We start from the raw sequence: 15,779 nt of genomic DNA, 5'->3' as shown, positions 1-15,779 counted from the left end.
GTTGATGCTATGCGTAAGTCTGTTTTACTGGTTGCCTGCTTTACCACCTTGTCGTTGCTGTTGGGTGGCTGCGCCTCGAGTCTGACCGGCGACTCGTACTCCCGTGACGAAGCGCGTCGTGTACAGACCGTTCGCATGGGTACCATCGAATCCCTGCGTCCGGTGAAAATCGAAGGCACCAAGACGCCTATCGGCGGCGCTGCCGGTGCAGTCGTCGGCGGCGTGGGTGGCAGTGCCATCGGCGGCGGTCGCGGCAGCATCGTCACGGCGGTGATCGGTGCGGTGGCCGGCGGCCTGCTGGGTTCGGCGACCGAAGAAGGCCTGACTCGTACACAGGGTGTTGAAATCACCGTACGCGAAGACGATGGCAGCATGCGCGCCTATGTTCAGGCCGTGCAGGAGAATGAAATCTTCCGCATCGGCGATCGTGTGCGCATCATGACCGTTGACGGTACCAGCCGCGTTACCCGCTGAGGGTTAATCGACGGGTAAAGAAAAACCCCAACCGGGTGACCGGTTGGGGTTTTTTGTTGCGCCGTTTACTACGCGCGTAGTCAGACTTTTTTGCGGCTCGCCATCGCGGTGACGGCGTAACCGATGCAAGCCGCCAGTATCGACCCGGTCAGGATACCCATGCGATCTTCACCGGCAAACTCGCTGGCCCCCGGCACAAACGCCAGGGAGCCGACGAACAGGCTCATGGTGAAGCCGATACCGCACAGGATCGCCACACCGAACACCTGGCCCCAGTTGGCGCCGGTCGGCAGGGCGGCAAGGCCGGTCTTGATGGCCAGCCAGGTCAGGCCGAACACGCCGATAGTCTTGCCGAACAGCAGGCCGGCGGCGATGCCCATGGGCACATGGTGGGTAAAGCTTTCCAGGCTGACGCCGGTGAGAGACACACCGGCGTTGGCGAAAGCAAACAACGGCAGAATGCCGTAGGCCACCCACGGGTGCAGGGCGTGTTCCAGGGTCAGCAGCGGCGAAGGCTCGGCATTTCTGGTGCGCAGCGGGATGCAGAACGCCAGGGTCACACCGGCCAGCGTGGCATGCACGCCGCTCTTGAGCACGCACACCCACAGGATCAGCCCGACGATCAAGTAGGGAGCCAGCTTGATCACGCCGAGGCGATTCATCGCGATCAACGCCACCAGGCAGGCGCCCGCACCGGCCAGGGCGGCACCGGACAGGTCGGTGGAGTAGAACACGGCGATCACAATGATCGCGCCCAGGTCATCGATGATGGCCAGGGTCATCAGGAACAGCTTCAGCGACACCGGCACGCGCTTGCCCAGCAGGGCCAGCACGCCGAGGGCGAAGGCAATGTCGGTCGCCATCGGGATCGCCCAGCCGGACAGCGCGGCAGGGAAGTCCTTGTTGATGGCCCAGTAGATCAGCGCCGGCACCACCATGCCGCCAATTGCCGCCGCGCCCGGCAACACCACTTGGGACGGTTTGGACAGATGGCCATCGAGCAGCTCGCGCTTGACCTCCAGGCCAATCAGCAGGAAGAACAGGGCCATCAGGCCATCGTTGATCCACAGCAGGGCCGGCTTGGCGATTTGCAATGCGCCGATCTGCGCCACCACCGGCACGTCCAGAAACGCGGCGTAGAGGTGCGACAACGGTGAGTTGTTGATGATCAGCGCCAACGCTGCGGCGGCGATCAGCAGCAGGCCACTAGCGGCTTCGAGCTGAAAGAAACGGGTAAACGTGCTACGCAGAGGCAAGGGATGCTCTCCAATCCAGGTTCAATAGGTGGGTACCCTAACCCGTACCGTTAGTTGTTAAAACAAAAGTTATATTCTTATTTGTTATAAGTGGCAGGTGGCAGAGGCGTTGCGCCAAAGACTAGCAATTGTGTGTCCAATTCAGTCTTCACTGTATCTGTGTGGAGTGTAGGAAACATCCTAAGATTGCGTTCAACATCCTTAGAGATATCCCCGATGAGCGACCACCGTCCCTGGGCCCGCGAAGCCATTCGCATCATTGAAGCGGACTTCCAGCGCAGCGCCGACACCCACCTGATCCCACTGCCGTTACCGGGCCTGCCGGGTATCGAGTTGTATTTCAAGGATGAGTCCAGCCACCCCACCGGGAGCCTGAAGCATCGGCTGGCGCGCTCGTTGTTTCTCTATGCGCTGTGTAACGGCTGGCTCAAGCCGGGCGCGCCGGTCATTGAAGCGTCCAGTGGCTCCACGGCGATTTCGGAGGCGTACTTTGCGCGTCTGCTCGGCCTGCCGTTCATTGCGGTGATGCCCGCGACCACGTCCCAGGAAAAGATCGCGCAGATCGCGTTCTATGGCGGCAAGAGCCATCTGGTGCAGGATCCGACGCGGATTTACGCCGAGTCGGAACGTCTGGCCCAGGAAAGTGGCGGTCATTTCATGGATCAGTTCACTTATGCCGAACGTGCCACCGATTGGCGAGCGAACAACAACATTGCCGAGTCGATCTTCCAGCAGATGCGCTTTGAGCAGCACCCCGAACCAAGCTGGCTGATCTCCAGTCCGGGCACCGGCGGCACGACCGCCACCCTGGGACGTTATGTTCGCTATCGCCAGCATTGCACCCGCGTGTTATGCGCCGATGCCGAGCGTTCGGTGTTCTTCGACTTCTACCAGAGCGGCGACGCCACCCTGCGCCTGGACTGCGGTTCGCGCATCGAAGGCATCGGCCGACCACGGGTCGAAGCGTCGTTTCTGCCGAAGGTCATCGACGCGATGGTCAAGGTGCCTGATGCGCTGTCCCTGGCCGCGATGCATTACCTGGCCGAGCGCCTGGGACGACGCGTCGGCGGGTCCAGCGGGACCAACCTGATCGGCGCGCTGATGGCCGCGCAGCAGATGAAAGCGGCGGGGGAGTCGGGCTCGATCGTGGCGATTTTATGTGACGGTGGCGAGCGCTATGCCACCACCTATTACGATCAGGCGTGGCTCGCGGGGCAGGGGTATGAACTGGGTGCTTTGATATCGGCCGTTGCCGCCAGCGTGGAGCGCGGCGAACCGCTGCCCGCCAGCGTACTGCGGGCGAATATTTAAGAGGGCAGCGGCAAGTCAGAGCAGACGCACTTGCCGCTTACCGCTTCAGCCCCGCCTGGCCAACATGTCCCGCGCCAATGCCTCGGCGATCCGGATCCCGTCCACGCCCGCCGATAGAATTCCACCGGCATAACCCGCACCTTCGCCGGCCGGGAACAGGCCCTTGACGTTCAGGCTCTGCATCGATTCGTTACGGGTAATCCGCAGCGGCGACGAGGTGCGGGTCTCGATACCGGTCAAAACCGCATCGTGCAGCGAGTAGCCCTTGATCTGCTTTTCGAACGCTGGCAACGCTTCACGAATCGCTTCGATGGCGAAGTCCGGCAGCGCCAAGGCCAGATCGCCCAGCGACACGCCCGGTTTGTAGGACGGTTCCACGCTGCCCAAGGCGGTGGAGGGCTTGCCTGCAATAAAGTCACCGACCAGTTGCGCCGGTGCCTCGTAGTTGCTGCCACCGAGAACATAAGCGTGGGATTCCAGGCGCTCCTGCAGCTCGATACCGGCCAGCGGGCCACCGGGGTAGTCCACTTCCGGCGTGATGCCGACCACGATACCGGAGTTGGCATTGCGCTCGTTACGCGAGTACTGGCTCATGCCGTTGGTCACCACGCGGTGCGGCTCGGACGTGGCCGCGACTACGGTGCCACCCGGGCACATGCAGAAGCTGTAGACCGAACGGCCGTTCTTGGCGTGGTGAACCAATTTGTAGTCGGCGGCGCCGAGTTTCGGGTGGCCCGCATACTTGCCCAGGCGCGCGGCATCGATCAGCGACTGCGGGTGTTCGATACGAAAGCCTACCGAGAACGGCTTGGCTTCCATGTACACGCCCCGGCTGTGCAGCATGCGGAACGTATCGCGGGCGCTGTGGCCGAGGGCCAGGATCACATGCCTGGACAGGATCTGCTCGCCGCCATCGAGCACCACGCCGTTCAGTTGGCCGTCTTCGATCAGCACGTCGGTTACCCGTTGCTCGAAGCGCACTTCACCGCCGAGAGCGATGATCTGCTGGCGCATATTTTCCACCACGCCAGTCAGACGGAAGGTGCCGATATGGGGCTTGCTGACGTAGAGGATCTCTTCCGGCGCACCGGCCTTGACGAACTCGTGCAGTACTTTGCGGCCGTGGAACTGCGGGTCTTTGATCTGGCTGTACAGCTTTCCATCGGAAAACGTCCCGGCGCCGCCTTCACCGAACTGCACGTTGGACTCGGGGTTGAGCACGCTTTTACGCCATAGGCCCCAGGTATCCTTGGTGCGCTGGCGCACTTCCTTGCCGCGTTCGAGGATGATCGGCTTGAAGCCCATCTGCGCCAGCAATAGCCCGGCAAAGATGCCGCATGGGCCGAACCCGACCACCACCGGGCGCTCCACCAGATCGGCCGGCGCGTGGCCGACCACTTTGTAGCTGACGTCCGGGGCCGGGTTGACGTTGCGGTCATCGGCAAACTTGCGCAGCAGCGCGGCTTCGTCACCTTTGACGGTCAGGTCGATGGTGTAGATAAAGCACAGCTCCGACGATTTCTTGCGCGCGTCGTAGCTGCGTTTGAACAGCGTGAAATCGAGCAGGTCATCACTGGCGATGCCCAGGCGCTGCACGATGGCGGGCCGCAGGTCTTCTTCGGGATGGTCGATGGGCAGCTTGAGTTCGGTGATTCGTAACATGACGGGATCCGGTGTGCGGCGCCTGGTAAGGCCGGCGGTTTTGCAAACCGGCGATTATAAGCCCCAACGCGGGTGTCCCGTCATGTTAAAACAGCGCGGGCGCCGATCAATCGTCCCGCGAGCCGCCGAACGCCGCGCAGCCACGCTGGACTTTACCGTTGATCCGCAATTCGGCGCTCATGTGCTGCAGGCTGCCGCTGACGCTGTCCACGCAGCGTTGCGGGGCCACCCACAGTTCGATGTGTTCGTTGTTGGCTTCGGTCATCAGGTTGAAGCGGCCGTCTCCGAGCTGCTCCTCCACATAGGGCACTGCCAACGGCGGCAAGCCTTCGCGCTCGAGCACCATGCCCTTGGCCGCGACATTCAGGGCCCACGCAGGCTTGTGGCCATTGGCGCGCAGGATCATGCGCTTGAAGTCGGGATCGTCGCAGGCGGAGGTGGACCGTTCGACGCGGTACAGCTGCTGCAACTCCACTTCGCCCTGGGTACCGCTGGCGACGCCGGAGAACTTGCCGCGCAGGTCGGCAAACAAAGCGCCCTGCTGCCCGGCCAGGGACGCAGCTTCCTGCAGGATGCTGGTGCCGCCGGTGTCCTTGACCACGTAGTTGCGTTTGTCGTTGCACGGCTGGAACAGCAGCTTGTCGCCTGCCGCCGTCAGCTCGCCCTGCATGCGGGTCAACCCGGCGAGGGAGGGCTTGGCCGGCTCGCTTTCGAACAGCTGGCACGCGGCGAACAGGGGAAGCAAGGCGAACAGGGCGAGGGTACGGGCGGCACGCATAAAGGGTCTCCAGGCAAGTGCCGCCACGTTACGCAGGCTGGCGTCGCATCACAAGCCCACCCGCCAGCATCAGGCAATTCTTACGGAATTGACTTTCACCCCACGATAAACGTCTGGCCGGTTTGTAGGCCTTCTACGCTTTTGGCGTAGGCCAGTGCCACATCGGCAGCGCTGACCGGTTTGTAGCCACGGAAATACGGCGCGTAGCTGTCCATCGCTTCCACCAGCACTGTGGGGCTTACCGCGTTGATGCGCAGCCCGCGTGGCAATTCGATCGCCGCGGCTTTGACAAACCCGTCGATGGCACCGTTGACCAAGGCGGCCGACGCGCCGGTACGAATCGGATCGCGGTTGAGGATGCCGCTGGTGAAGGTGAAGGAGGCGCCGTCATTGGCGTACTCTCGGCCGATCAGCAGCAGGTTGACCTGACCCATCAATTTGTCCCGCAGGCCCAGTTCGAAGTCACCCTCATGCATCTCACCCAAGGCGGCGAACGTCACGCTGCCGGCGGCGCAGACCAGCGCATCGAACCTGCCGGTCTGTTCGAACAGGCTGCGGATGGACGCGCTGTCGCTGATGTCCACCTGGAAGTCGCCGCGGGTGCGGCCGATGCTGATAACGTCATGACGTTGGGCGAGCTCCGCCTTGACCGCCGAGCCGACCGTGCCGTTGGCGCCAATCAATAGGATTTTCATGGTGCTGTTCCTTCAAGGGTGAATGTCGACCCAGTCTAGGGTGGCTTTTGAACGGGATAAACGCGCTAATAGGCAACCTTTGGTTTTCATTTGGAAACAATCCATGAGCGAGATGGATGACCTTGCGGCCTTCGCCGTGTTGATCGAGGCCGGCAGCTTTACCGTGGCCGCCGAGCAATTGGGCTGCAGCAAGGGCCAGTTATCCAAGCGCATCAGCCAGTTGGAAGCACAGTTCAGCGTGGTGTTGTTGCATCGCACCACGCGGCGGCTCAGCCTTACCGCGGCCGGCGCGGCGTTACTGCCCCAGGCTCAGGCGTTGGTGGCGCAGGTGGAGCGGGCACGCCAGGCCCTGGCGCGGCTCAAGGACGACCTGGCGGGACCGGTGCGAATGACGGTGCCGGTGTCGCTGGGCGAAACCTTCTTTGACGGCTTACTGCTGGAATTTACCGAGCAGTACCCCCAGGTGCAGATCGAGCTGGAGCTCAACAACCGCTATCGCGACCTGGCGCGGGACGGTTTCGACCTGGGGGTGCGATCAGGCGCGGTCGAGAACGAGCGCCTGGTGGCCAGACCGCTGCTGGCCTGGCGCGAAATGACCTGCGCCAGCCCGGCCTACCTGGAGCAGCATGGCGAACCGCGGACCCCGGCGGATCTGGCCCTGCACCGTTGCCTGCTCAACAGCCACTACAGCGGGCGCGAAGAGTGGCTCTACCACCAGCAGCACGAATTGTTGCGGGTACGGGTCAGCGGCACGTTCGCGTCCAATCACTACAACCTGTTGAAAAAAGCCGCACTGGTGGGCGCGGGGATCGCGCGGCTGCCGTCCTACGTGTTGCCGGCGGAGCTGGCTGACGGACGTTTACGCTGGCTGCTGCGCGATTACCAGACGGCCAGCCAGCCGATGTACCTGGTTCATCCCTATCAGGGTGGCCTGCCGCGTCGCACCCAGGTGTTGGCCGATTACCTGGTGGATTGGTTCAAGCGCGGCGGCGAGGCCCTCGATCGGCTTTAACGGTAGCGACGGGCAATCAGGTGATCGATGGACAGACGCCCCGGCCCTTTGGCGACTAACAGCAATAACAGGGCGAGCCAGGTGCCGTGGGTCGGATAAGCGTCCGGGTAGACGAACAGCTGAATCACCAGGGTCATGCCGATCAGGGCCAGCGCCGAGAACCGTGTGGCCAGCCCCAGCAGGATCAGTAACGGGAAAAAATGCTCGGCGAATGCGGCCAGGTGCGCGGCCACTTCCGGGGTCAGTAACGGCACCTTGTATTCGCTGCGAAACAGCGGCAGCGTCGAGGCTGCCAAGCGCGGCTCCCCCAGCTCGAAGGTGCCGTTGACCAGGTCAATCGCGAAGCCCTGGACCTTGGTCTGCCCGGATTTCCAGAACACCGCGGCGATGGAGAAGCGCGCGAAAAACCCGATCAGGCTGTAAGGCATTTGTTCAAAAAGCTGGATGGCCCGTTTGATCAGGCACTGTGCGTGGGTGTTCATGGCGATACCTTTGAGTCCAGGTGTAAATAAGTGATGGCGTGGTGGCTGATCAACAGCGTCAGGCATTGGTGCAGGTCGAAGTCGTTGCTGGCTTCCAGGGCCCCTTCTACGGCGGTCTGCAATGTTTCGCCCCAGACGAGGCGCTGGATGAAGGTCACGGAGCCGGCGTCGATGGCGAACACCTTGACCTCCAAGCCCTGGCGCAGGACCAACGCGCCTTGCGCGTACCCGGGATCGAGGGTGGCCAGGCCGCCTTCGGTCTGATGCGCCGCCCATACTGTGACTACGGCATACGGTGACATCAGCGTGGCGACGCTGGGATGCAGCTGCAGGCGCACCGCGCCGAGGTCGGCGCGACCTTGCAAGGCGTCGAGCACGGCCTGTGGCGCCAGCGGCTGGTCATCGGCGGCGTGGTAAGCACGTACCCGCAGGCGCTCCAGGCGTGCGATATCCGCCAGGTAGCGCACGCTGGCCGCCGGTTCGAAGTCTTGGATAAACCCGGCGAAGGTGCTGCCGTATTCGCCGATCAATGGGCTGGTGGGCGGATGCGCCTGCACGTAGAGGCCGGCCATGGCGCGAAAGAAGGCATCGCCCACCAGTTGCAGAGTGACCGGGTACGCCGATGCCAGCGCATTGATCAAGCCGTTGTGCACGTTATTGCGGTATACCGCAAAGCGGCTGGCCGGATCGGCACCGTTACGGCTGAACAAACCAGCCGGGCAGGCCCGGTCGGGTTCCAGCAGTGCGCGGGCAAATGTGCCGTGGGTAGTCATGGGCGCACCTGCGACAGCTGCCATTCGGCCTGCCACGCTTGGGCCAACAACACCGATAAGGCGGGCACCTGGTTGTCCCGCTCGATCAGCGTCGGTACCGCGCCGATCCGCCCCAGCACCCGTTGATACAGCTGCCATACGGCGTTATCAATGGAGGCGCCATGGTCGTCAATCAGCAGGCGATCGCCCAGGCTGTCGGTGTCTTCGGCAAAGCCGGCCAGATGTATCTCCCCCACGGCATGCAAGGGCAGGGCGTTCAGGTAGGCATCCGGATCACGCTGGTGGTTGGTGCACGTCACATAGACATTGTTCACGTCCAGCAGCAAACCGCAGCCAGTGCGCCGGATGACCTCGCTGATGAAGTCAGTCTCGTCCAGGGTCGAACGTTCCAATAACAGGTAAGTCGACGGGTTCTCCAGCAGCATTGGCCGCTTGAGCGTGCTCTGGACCTGGTCGATGTGATCGCACACACGGTGCAGGGTGGCGCTGTCATAGGCCAGGGGCAGCAGGTCGTTGAGAAACACCGGGCCATGGCTGGACCAGGCCAGGTGTTCGGAAAAAGCCTGGGGTTGATAGCGCTCAAGCAGCGCAGCCAGGCGTGCCAGGTGGTCACGGTCGAGCGGGCCTTCGCCGCCGATGGACAGGCCCACGCCGTGCAGCGACAGCGGGTAGCGTTCACGGATCAGCCCCAGGTAGTGATGAAACGGGCCGCCGGCCATCATGTAGTTTTCGGCATGCACTTCAAAAAAACCGAGGTCGGGCGAGGTTTCAAGCACTTCGACAAAGTGCTCGTGCTTGAGCCCCAGCCCGGCCCGATCAGGCAAGCCGGGCGCCTGAGCCGGTGAGCATGTGGGCGGGAATATAGGTGTCATCGTCGATACTCAGGCGCGGCCGGGTGGGGGTTCAGGATTTGGCGGCGAACGCGGCTTCCTGGCCGAAGCCGGTCGGCGAGGTAGTGCTGGGGGTCTGGGTGCACGTACCGGCGGGGACCAGTTTCCAGGCATCGGCCTGATCCTTGGTTTTCGAGGTGCCCGCACAGGAAGTGCCGGGGCCGGCGGCGCAATCGTTCTTGCCGGCTTCAGCAACGCCGAAGCACTTTTGCATGTCATCGGCCGCGTGGGCGCTGGTGGTCAGGGCGGACAGGCTCAAGGTCGAGCCCAGGGCGAGGATGAGGGCGGTGGCGGACAGTTTGGTCGTCATTGGGGTAACTCCAGCAGTGGGTTGAGAAGCGGGCTTGAATGCCTGCTTGCACCACTAGAGGTAGGAGGACGCGGTTCGTTACAGGGGCGGGAGAAATAACCTCAAACAATGCAAAAAAAATGGGAGGGGCTGCCCCCTCCCACATTTGGATCCGGTTCGTTCAGCAACCTTCTCTTAACCGCCCAGGTACGCCTCGCGCACTTTCGGGTCGGTCAGCAGTTGCTCGCCCGAGCCTTGCATCACCACCCGGCCGTTCTCCAGCACATAGGCACGGTCGGCGATCTTCAGCGCCTGGTTGGCGTTCTGCTCCACCAGGAACACGGTTACACCGTCCTTGCGCAGTTGTTCGATGATGTCGAAGATCTGCTGGATGATGATCGGGGCCAGGCCCAGGGACGGTTCGTCCAACAGCAGCAACTTGGGCTTGCTCATCAGCGCGCGGCCGATGGCGAGCATTTGCTGCTCGCCGCCGGACATGGTGCCGCCGCGCTGGCTGAAGCGTTCCTTGAGCCGTGGAAACAAGTGCAGCACCTTGTCCATCTGCTCCTGATAGTCGCCCTTGTCGGTGAAGAACCCGCCCATTGCCAGGTTTTCTTCCACGGTCAGGCGCGAAAACACCCGACGGCCTTCGGGCACCACGGCAATGCTCTTGCGCATGATCTGCGACGACGGCTGGCCCACCAGTTCCTCACCCATATAACGGATGCTGCCACTGTAGGCCTGGGGCGAACCGCACAAGGTCATCAGCAGGGTCGACTTACCGGCACCGTTGGCACCGATCAGGGTGACGATCTCACCCTGGCGCACTTCCACATTGACGCTGTGCAGGGCCTGGATCTTGCCGTAGAAAGTGGAAACGTTTTCGAATTGCAGCATTTTACGCTTCCCCCAGATAGGCTTTGATCACTTCGGGATTGTCGCGGATCTGCTCCGGGGTTCCGTCGGCCAGCGGCGTGCCCTGGTTGATCACCACGATATGGTCGGAGATGCTCATGACCAGTTTCATGTCGTGTTCGATCAGCAGCACCGTCACGTTATTTTCCTCACGCAGTACGCTGATCAGCGCCTTGAGGTCTTCGGTTTCCTTGGGGTTCAAGCCCGCGGCCGGTTCGTCGAGCATGAGGATCCGTGGGCGGGTCATCATGCAGCGGGCGATTTCCAGCCGACGTTGCTGACCATAGGCCAGGGTGCCGGCGGGACGGTTGGCAAACTCGGTAAGGTTGACCTTGTCCAGCCAGTACGCGGCGTATTCCATGGCCTCGCGCTCGCTCTTGCGGAACGCCGGGGTCTTGAACAGGCCGGCGAAGAAGTTGGTATTCAGGTGCCGGTGCTGGGCAATCAGCAGGTTCTCGACCGCCGTCATGTCCTTGAACAGCCGCACGTTCTGGAACGTGCGCACCACGCCCTTGCGCGCGATTTCGTGACCGGCCAGGCCCTGGATCGGCTGGCCGTCCAGCAGGATGCTGCCGCCGCTCGGTTTGTAGAAGCCGGTGAGGCAGTTGAACACCGTGGTCTTGCCGGCGCCGTTGGGGCCGATCAGCGCCACAACCTGTTTCTCTTTCACAGTCAGGGCCACGCCGTTGACCGCGAGCAGGCCGCCGAAGCGCATGCTCAGATTTTCGACTTTCAGGATCTCGCGGCTCATTTGCGCAGCTCCATATGTGGACGTTGCATGGGCAGCAGGCCTTGAGGACGCCAGATCATCATCAGCACCATCAGGGCGCCGAACATCAACATGCGGTATTCGCTGAACTCACGCATCATTTCCGGCAGCAGGATCATCACGATCGCCGCCAGGATCACGCCCAACTGCGAGCCCATGCCACCCAGTACCACGATGGCGAGGATGATCGCCGATTCGATAAAGGTGAACGATTCCGGTGTCACCAGGCCCTGGCGCGCGGCAAAGAAGCTGCCGGCGAAACCGGCGAACGCAGCGCCCAGGGTGAAGGCGGAGAGCTTGATGATAGTGGGGTTCAGGCCCAGGGCGCGGCAGGCGATCTCATCTTCGCGCAGCGCTTCCCAGGCACGGCCGATCGGCATGCGCAGCAGGCGGTTGATCACGAACAGCGCAGCCAGCGCCAGCAGCAGCGCGACCAGGTAGAGGAACACCACTTTGCTCACCGGGTTGTAGTCGATCCCGAAGTACTCGTGGAACGTCTGCAGGCCTTCGGCAGCGGTGCGGTCGAAGGACAGCCCGAAGAACGTCGGCTTGGGGATGCTGCTGATGCCGTTGGGGCCGCCGGTGATGTCGGTGAGGTTACGCAGGAACAAGCGGATGATTTCACCGAAGCCCAGGGTCACGATGGCCAGGTAGTCACCGCGCAGGCGCAGCACCGGGAAGCCCAGCAGGAAGCCGAACGTGGCCGCCGCCATGCCGGCCAGCGGCAGGCAGATCCAGAAGCTCCAGCCCAGGTAGTGCGACAGCAGCGCGTAGGTGTAGGCGCCTACCGCATAGAAGCCCACATAACCGAGGTCGAGCAGGCCGGCCAGGCCCACCACGATGTTCAGGCCCAGGCCCAGCAACACGTAGATCAGGATCAGGGTGGCGATGTCGACTGCGCCGCGCGAGCCGAAGAACGGCCAGATCAACGCGGCCACGATCAGGCCGATGATGATGTAGCGCTGGGTACGCGGCAGGGTCAGGAATTGGCTGACCTTGGGCGACATCAACGGGCCACGGTTGCTTTTGAACAAAGCCCCGACCTGCTGGCTGAACAGCACCCGCAGGAACATCAGCACCGAGCACAGGGCAATGATGGTCAGGGTCACGGGACCGGTGCCATGCACTTCCAGGTTGATGCCGACAATGCTCAGTTTGAGGCCGAGTACTGGAAAGGCCACGGCCCAGACCAGCAAGGCGCTGAAGAACGCCGATTTAAGATATCTGCTCATACTTTCTCAACCTCCGGACGGCCCAAAATGCCGGTCGGACGGAACAACAACACCAGGACCAACAGGCCGAACGCCACGACGTCCTTGTACTGGTCGCCGAAAATATCGGCGCCAAACGCTTCGGCCACACCCAGCACCAGCCCGCCGAGCATGGCGCCCGGGATACTGCCGATACCGCCCAAGACCGCTGCGGTAAAGGCCTTGAGGCCTACCAGGAAACCGGCGTTGGGGTTGATCACGCCGTACTGCATGCTCAGCAGCACCGCCGCGACGGCAGCGAGCGCGGCACCGATCACGAAGGTCAGGGCGATGATGTTGTTGGTATTGATGCCCAACAGGTTGGCCATCTTGATGTCTTCGGCGCAGGCCCGGCAGGCGCGGCCCAGACGGGAGCGAGAGATAAACACGGTCAGGCCCAGCATCGCCACCAGCGTGACCACGAAGACCAGGATCTGCATGTAGGAAATCAGGACTTCTTCCGCGCCGCCTGGGCCGAAGGAGATGCTCCCCGGGATCAGGTTGGGGATGGATTTATCCTTGGAGTCCTGGGACAGCAATACGGTGTTCTGCAGGAAAATCGACATGCCGATGGCGGAAATCAACGGGATCAGACGGTTGCTGCCGCGCAGGGGGCGGTAGGCAACGCGTTCGATACTGTAGCCATAGGCACTGGTTACGACGATCGATGCAATGAAGGCAGCGGTCATCAACAGCGGCAGGGAGTGGATACCCATCATGGCCAGCCCGGCAAGGGCGATGAAGGCCACGTAGGAACCAATCATGTACACCTCGCCATGGGCGAAGTTGATCATTCCAATGATGCCGTAAACCATTGTGTAGCCAATGGCTATCAAGGCATAGGTGCTGCCAATGGTCAGGCCATTAACCAGCTGTTGGAAAAAATGATAGATCTCAGGCATTACAGCGCTCCTAAAAACCCGATACGCATTTCACTGGTGGAGTCATGTTCCGGCCCTGCGCTGTGTTCTGTGAGCACATTTGCACAAAGCGTTTGCCAGCGAACCGCTGGTGACGGTTTTAAGATTTTCAGGTGAGCCAGCGCCCGGATCGCGGGTGACATGGCCCATAAACCTCGTAAAACAAAGCCCACTGCTTTCACAGTGGGCTTGTTGACCAGTAATGCCTGGCTTACTGAGGAGAAACTTCGGTTTTAGGTTTGCCGAAGTGCCATTCGTAGACCACGAACTTGAAGTCTTTCAGGTCGCCCTTTTTGTCAAAGCTCAGGTCGCCGGTAGGGGTCTTGAAGGTGCCGGCGTGGATGGCTTCAGCCACTTTGGCGGTGTCTTCGCTCTTGGCGGCTTTGATACCGCCGGCGATGACTTCGATGGCCGAGTAGGCCGGGAACACGAACGGACCGGTCGGGTCCTGCTTGTTCTTGGTGAACTCTTCCACGATGGCTTTGTTGGCCGGATCGGTGTCGAAGGATTTCGGCAGGGTTACCAGCAGGCCTTCGGAAGCGTCCTGGGCGATCTGGGAGATGGAGTCGTTGCCGACGCCTTCCGGCCCCATGAACTTGGCGTTCAGGCCTTTTTCCTTGGACTGGCGCAGGATCAGACCCAGTTCAGGGTGGTAGCCGCCGTAGTAGACAAAGTCGACGTTGGCTTGCTTGAGTTTCTGGATGATCGAGGAGAAATCTTTGTCACCGGCGTTCAGGCCTTCGAAGACGGCAACTTTTACGCCTTTCTTCTCAAGGGTCTGCTTGACCGCGGTGGCGATGCCTTCACCGTATTGCTGTTTGTCGTGCAGTACCGCAACGACTTTGGGCTTCACGTGGTCGGCGATGTAGTTACCGGCCGCGGGGCCCTGGGCGCTGTCCAGGCCGATGGTGCGGAAGATCAGCTTGTAGCCACGGGCAGTGATTTCCGGGCTGGTGGCTGCCGGGGTAATCATGATGACGCCTTCGTCTTCATAAATATCCGAGGCGGGTTGAGTAGAGCTGGAGCACAGGTGACCGACCACGAACTTGACGCCGTCGTTCACCACTTTGTTGGCCACGGCCACGGCTTGCTTGGGATCGCAGGCGTCGTCGTATTCCTTGGCTTCGAGCATCTTGCCGTCGACGCCGCCCTTGGCGTTGATGTCGGCGATGGCCTGCTTGGCGCCCATGAACTGCATGTCACCGTACTGGGTCACAGGGCCGGTCTTCGGACCGGCGATGCCGATCTTGATGGTGTCGGCAGCGAACGAATGGCCCGCAACCCCAGCCAGGACCATAGCGGCAAACAGTTTGGAAATCTGCTTAGTAGCCTTATTCATAGTGCTCCACTCTTACTGTTGTATTTTTTATAGTTCTAGCGGCCTGATCGGCAGCTGAACCGGATCGGATATCTGGAATATCCCCCCGGCAACCGCCTGGCAACTGTACCGGTACAGTGTAGAGCGCCGGTTGATCGCTTGAAAAGCTGGCTGCCAGGGGCAAATTCCGTGGGTGTCGCTTTAACGACAGGAAAAGACAGAATTGCGGCGCGGGTGGTGACAGACGCTTCGGCAATCCTTGGCTTTCCTGACGTTTTTCTCGATGACTCAATTGCAACCGGGTTTTTCTGCCTTGGGTTTTTCTAAACGAGACGTGACGCTATGATTGCGCCGACTTTTTCCAAGGTGGACTCCCATGACGCAAGAACCTAGCACCCTCTATGCCAAGCTGCTCGGTGAAACCGCCGAAATCTCCTGGAAGGAGCTTGAGCCGTTCTTTGCCAAGGGTGCCCTATTGTGGGTCGATGCCAGCCTGGATTTGATCGAGGCGGCTGAGGGCATGGCCGAAGATAACCGCGACAAAGTCGCCGCCTGGCTGGCCTCCGGCAGCCTGGGCGAAGTGTCTGCGACGCGGGCGCTGGACTTGGTCGAGCGTGACCCGAGCCTATGGGCGGTTGTGGTTTCGCCGTGGATTCTGATCCAGGAAAGGGCGGTGCGAGGAGGGGTGCACTAAAAGGGTGCATGTATTTTTGCGCGTCGAGTGTGTAGCGGAGTAACCGCTGCGCCGGTGATGGCACCTTGCCGTGAAGAAAGGTCACAGATCAGGGTGACGTAAACGTCACGGGAACAGTTTTGCGTGGGAAGGAATGCGTGGGGAATTGTTTCCGGGTGTGGCAGTAAAGGTGGTGATTTGTGAGTTAGTGGGTCGGGGGGGGGGGGGCGCGTCGTCTGGAGTGGGGCCGCTTCGCGGCCCAGCGCGGGGCAAGCCCGCTCATACATGGACGCCCCCAGTATGCCAAGCACT

Annotated in this window: 17 protein-coding genes; 4 read left to right on the top strand and 13 right to left on the bottom strand. The window is 61.6% G+C overall.

Features of this window, described 5'->3' with window-relative positions; all coding sequences use genetic code 11:
* The first annotated feature begins 9 nt into the window (after window positions 1-9).
* A complete protein-coding gene (locus QRN10_RS01315; RefSeq protein WP_181079376.1) occupies window positions 10-474 on the top strand; it encodes an outer membrane lipoprotein in 465 nt (154 codons plus the stop codon).
* 80 nt (window positions 475-554) lie between these two features.
* Here the strand turns inward: QRN10_RS01315 and nhaA are convergent, their stop codons facing one another.
* Window positions 555-1,730 (bottom strand): Na+/H+ antiporter NhaA, encoded by a 1,176-nt coding sequence (gene nhaA / locus QRN10_RS01310; RefSeq protein ID WP_181079378.1) that lies wholly within the window; start codon window positions 1,728-1,730, stop codon window positions 555-557.
* A 216-nt stretch (window positions 1,731-1,946) separates the two neighbouring features.
* Here nhaA and QRN10_RS01305 point away from each other — a divergent pair, with 216 nt between their 5' ends.
* A complete protein-coding gene (locus tag QRN10_RS01305) occupies window positions 1,947-3,041 on the top strand; it encodes a PLP-dependent cysteine synthase family protein (RefSeq protein ID WP_285427728.1) in 1,095 nt (364 codons plus the stop codon).
* A 45-nt stretch (window positions 3,042-3,086) separates the two neighbouring features.
* On the opposite strand, the gene QRN10_RS01300 is transcribed toward QRN10_RS01305, so the two are convergent.
* The 3 genes from QRN10_RS01300 to QRN10_RS01290 all read right to left on the bottom strand — a co-directional run bounded on the left by QRN10_RS01300 (window position 3,087) and on the right by QRN10_RS01290 (window position 6,176).
* Window positions 3,087-4,703 (bottom strand): NAD(P)/FAD-dependent oxidoreductase, encoded by a 1,617-nt coding sequence (locus QRN10_RS01300; protein WP_253511003.1) that lies wholly within the window; start codon window positions 4,701-4,703, stop codon window positions 3,087-3,089.
* A gap of 106 nt (window positions 4,704-4,809) precedes the next feature.
* Window positions 4,810-5,481, bottom strand: coding sequence for a COG3650 family protein (locus tag QRN10_RS01295; RefSeq protein WP_181079386.1), 672 nt, complete (start codon window positions 5,479-5,481; stop codon window positions 4,810-4,812).
* Window positions 5,482-5,576: 95 nt separating this feature from the next.
* Window positions 5,577-6,176 (bottom strand): short chain dehydrogenase, encoded by a 600-nt coding sequence (locus tag QRN10_RS01290; protein ID WP_181079389.1) that lies wholly within the window; start codon window positions 6,174-6,176, stop codon window positions 5,577-5,579.
* 103 nt (window positions 6,177-6,279) lie between these two features.
* Here QRN10_RS01290 and QRN10_RS01285 point away from each other — a divergent pair, with 103 nt between their 5' ends.
* On the top strand, window positions 6,280-7,188 hold the full coding sequence (locus tag QRN10_RS01285; protein ID WP_181079392.1) for a LysR family transcriptional regulator: 909 nt from the start codon (window positions 6,280-6,282) through the stop codon (window positions 7,186-7,188).
* Here the strand turns inward: QRN10_RS01285 and QRN10_RS01280 are convergent.
* The 9 genes from QRN10_RS01280 to QRN10_RS01240 all read right to left on the bottom strand — a co-directional run bounded on the left by QRN10_RS01280 (window position 7,185) and on the right by QRN10_RS01240 (window position 14,815).
* A complete protein-coding gene (locus tag QRN10_RS01280) occupies window positions 7,185-7,670 on the bottom strand; it encodes a DoxX family protein (protein WP_181079395.1) in 486 nt (161 codons plus the stop codon). The genes QRN10_RS01285 and QRN10_RS01280 overlap by 4 nt on opposite strands.
* Window positions 7,667-8,443: an HvfC/BufC N-terminal domain-containing protein gene (locus QRN10_RS01275; protein ID WP_285427727.1), complete on the bottom strand. Its 777-nt coding sequence runs from the start codon at window positions 8,441-8,443 to the stop codon at window positions 7,667-7,669. Before QRN10_RS01275 ends, QRN10_RS01280 begins: the two co-directional genes overlap by 4 nt.
* Window positions 8,440-9,315, bottom strand: coding sequence for an MNIO family bufferin maturase (gene bufB / locus QRN10_RS01270; RefSeq protein WP_285427726.1), 876 nt, complete (start codon window positions 9,313-9,315; stop codon window positions 8,440-8,442). Before bufB ends, QRN10_RS01275 begins: the two co-directional genes overlap by 4 nt.
* Window positions 9,316-9,346: 31 nt before the next feature.
* Window positions 9,347-9,643: a BufA1 family periplasmic bufferin-type metallophore gene (locus tag QRN10_RS01265; RefSeq protein ID WP_181079403.1), complete on the bottom strand. Its 297-nt coding sequence runs from the start codon at window positions 9,641-9,643 to the stop codon at window positions 9,347-9,349.
* A gap of 174 nt (window positions 9,644-9,817) precedes the next feature.
* On the bottom strand, window positions 9,818-10,519 hold the full coding sequence (locus QRN10_RS01260) for an ABC transporter ATP-binding protein (protein ID WP_181079406.1): 702 nt from the start codon (window positions 10,517-10,519) through the stop codon (window positions 9,818-9,820).
* Window position 10,520: 1 nt separating this feature from the next.
* The gene (gene livG, locus QRN10_RS01255) at window positions 10,521-11,288 is read right to left on the bottom strand and encodes a high-affinity branched-chain amino acid ABC transporter ATP-binding protein LivG (RefSeq protein WP_181079408.1); all 768 of its coding nucleotides are present in this window, start codon (window positions 11,286-11,288) and stop codon (window positions 10,521-10,523) included.
* Window positions 11,285-12,538 (bottom strand): high-affinity branched-chain amino acid ABC transporter permease LivM, encoded by a 1,254-nt coding sequence (locus QRN10_RS01250; protein WP_181079411.1) that lies wholly within the window; start codon window positions 12,536-12,538, stop codon window positions 11,285-11,287. Before QRN10_RS01250 ends, livG begins: the two co-directional genes overlap by 4 nt.
* Window positions 12,535-13,458, bottom strand: coding sequence for a high-affinity branched-chain amino acid ABC transporter permease LivH (gene livH, locus QRN10_RS01245; protein WP_034096299.1), 924 nt, complete (start codon window positions 13,456-13,458; stop codon window positions 12,535-12,537). The genes QRN10_RS01250 and livH overlap by 4 nt, the downstream gene beginning before the upstream one ends.
* 229 nt (window positions 13,459-13,687) lie before the next feature.
* Window positions 13,688-14,815, bottom strand: coding sequence for a branched-chain amino acid ABC transporter substrate-binding protein (locus QRN10_RS01240; RefSeq protein ID WP_253511024.1), 1,128 nt, complete (start codon window positions 14,813-14,815; stop codon window positions 13,688-13,690).
* A gap of 355 nt (window positions 14,816-15,170) precedes the next feature.
* Between QRN10_RS01240 and QRN10_RS01235 the strand changes: the two genes are divergently transcribed.
* Complete coding sequence (locus QRN10_RS01235; protein WP_253511026.1) at window positions 15,171-15,488, top strand: DUF2288 domain-containing protein; 318 nt, start codon at window positions 15,171-15,173, stop codon at window positions 15,486-15,488.
* The last annotated feature ends 291 nt before the right edge of the window (window positions 15,489-15,779 follow it).

The organism is Pseudomonas sp. lyk4-R2A-8, from assembly GCF_030209095.1.
In the GTDB taxonomy this organism is placed as follows: Bacteria; Pseudomonadota; Gammaproteobacteria; order Pseudomonadales; family Pseudomonadaceae; genus Aquipseudomonas; species Aquipseudomonas quebecensis.
The sequence above is the reverse complement of the archived record's forward strand: the minus strand, read 5'-3'. Positions and strand labels throughout refer to the sequence as shown.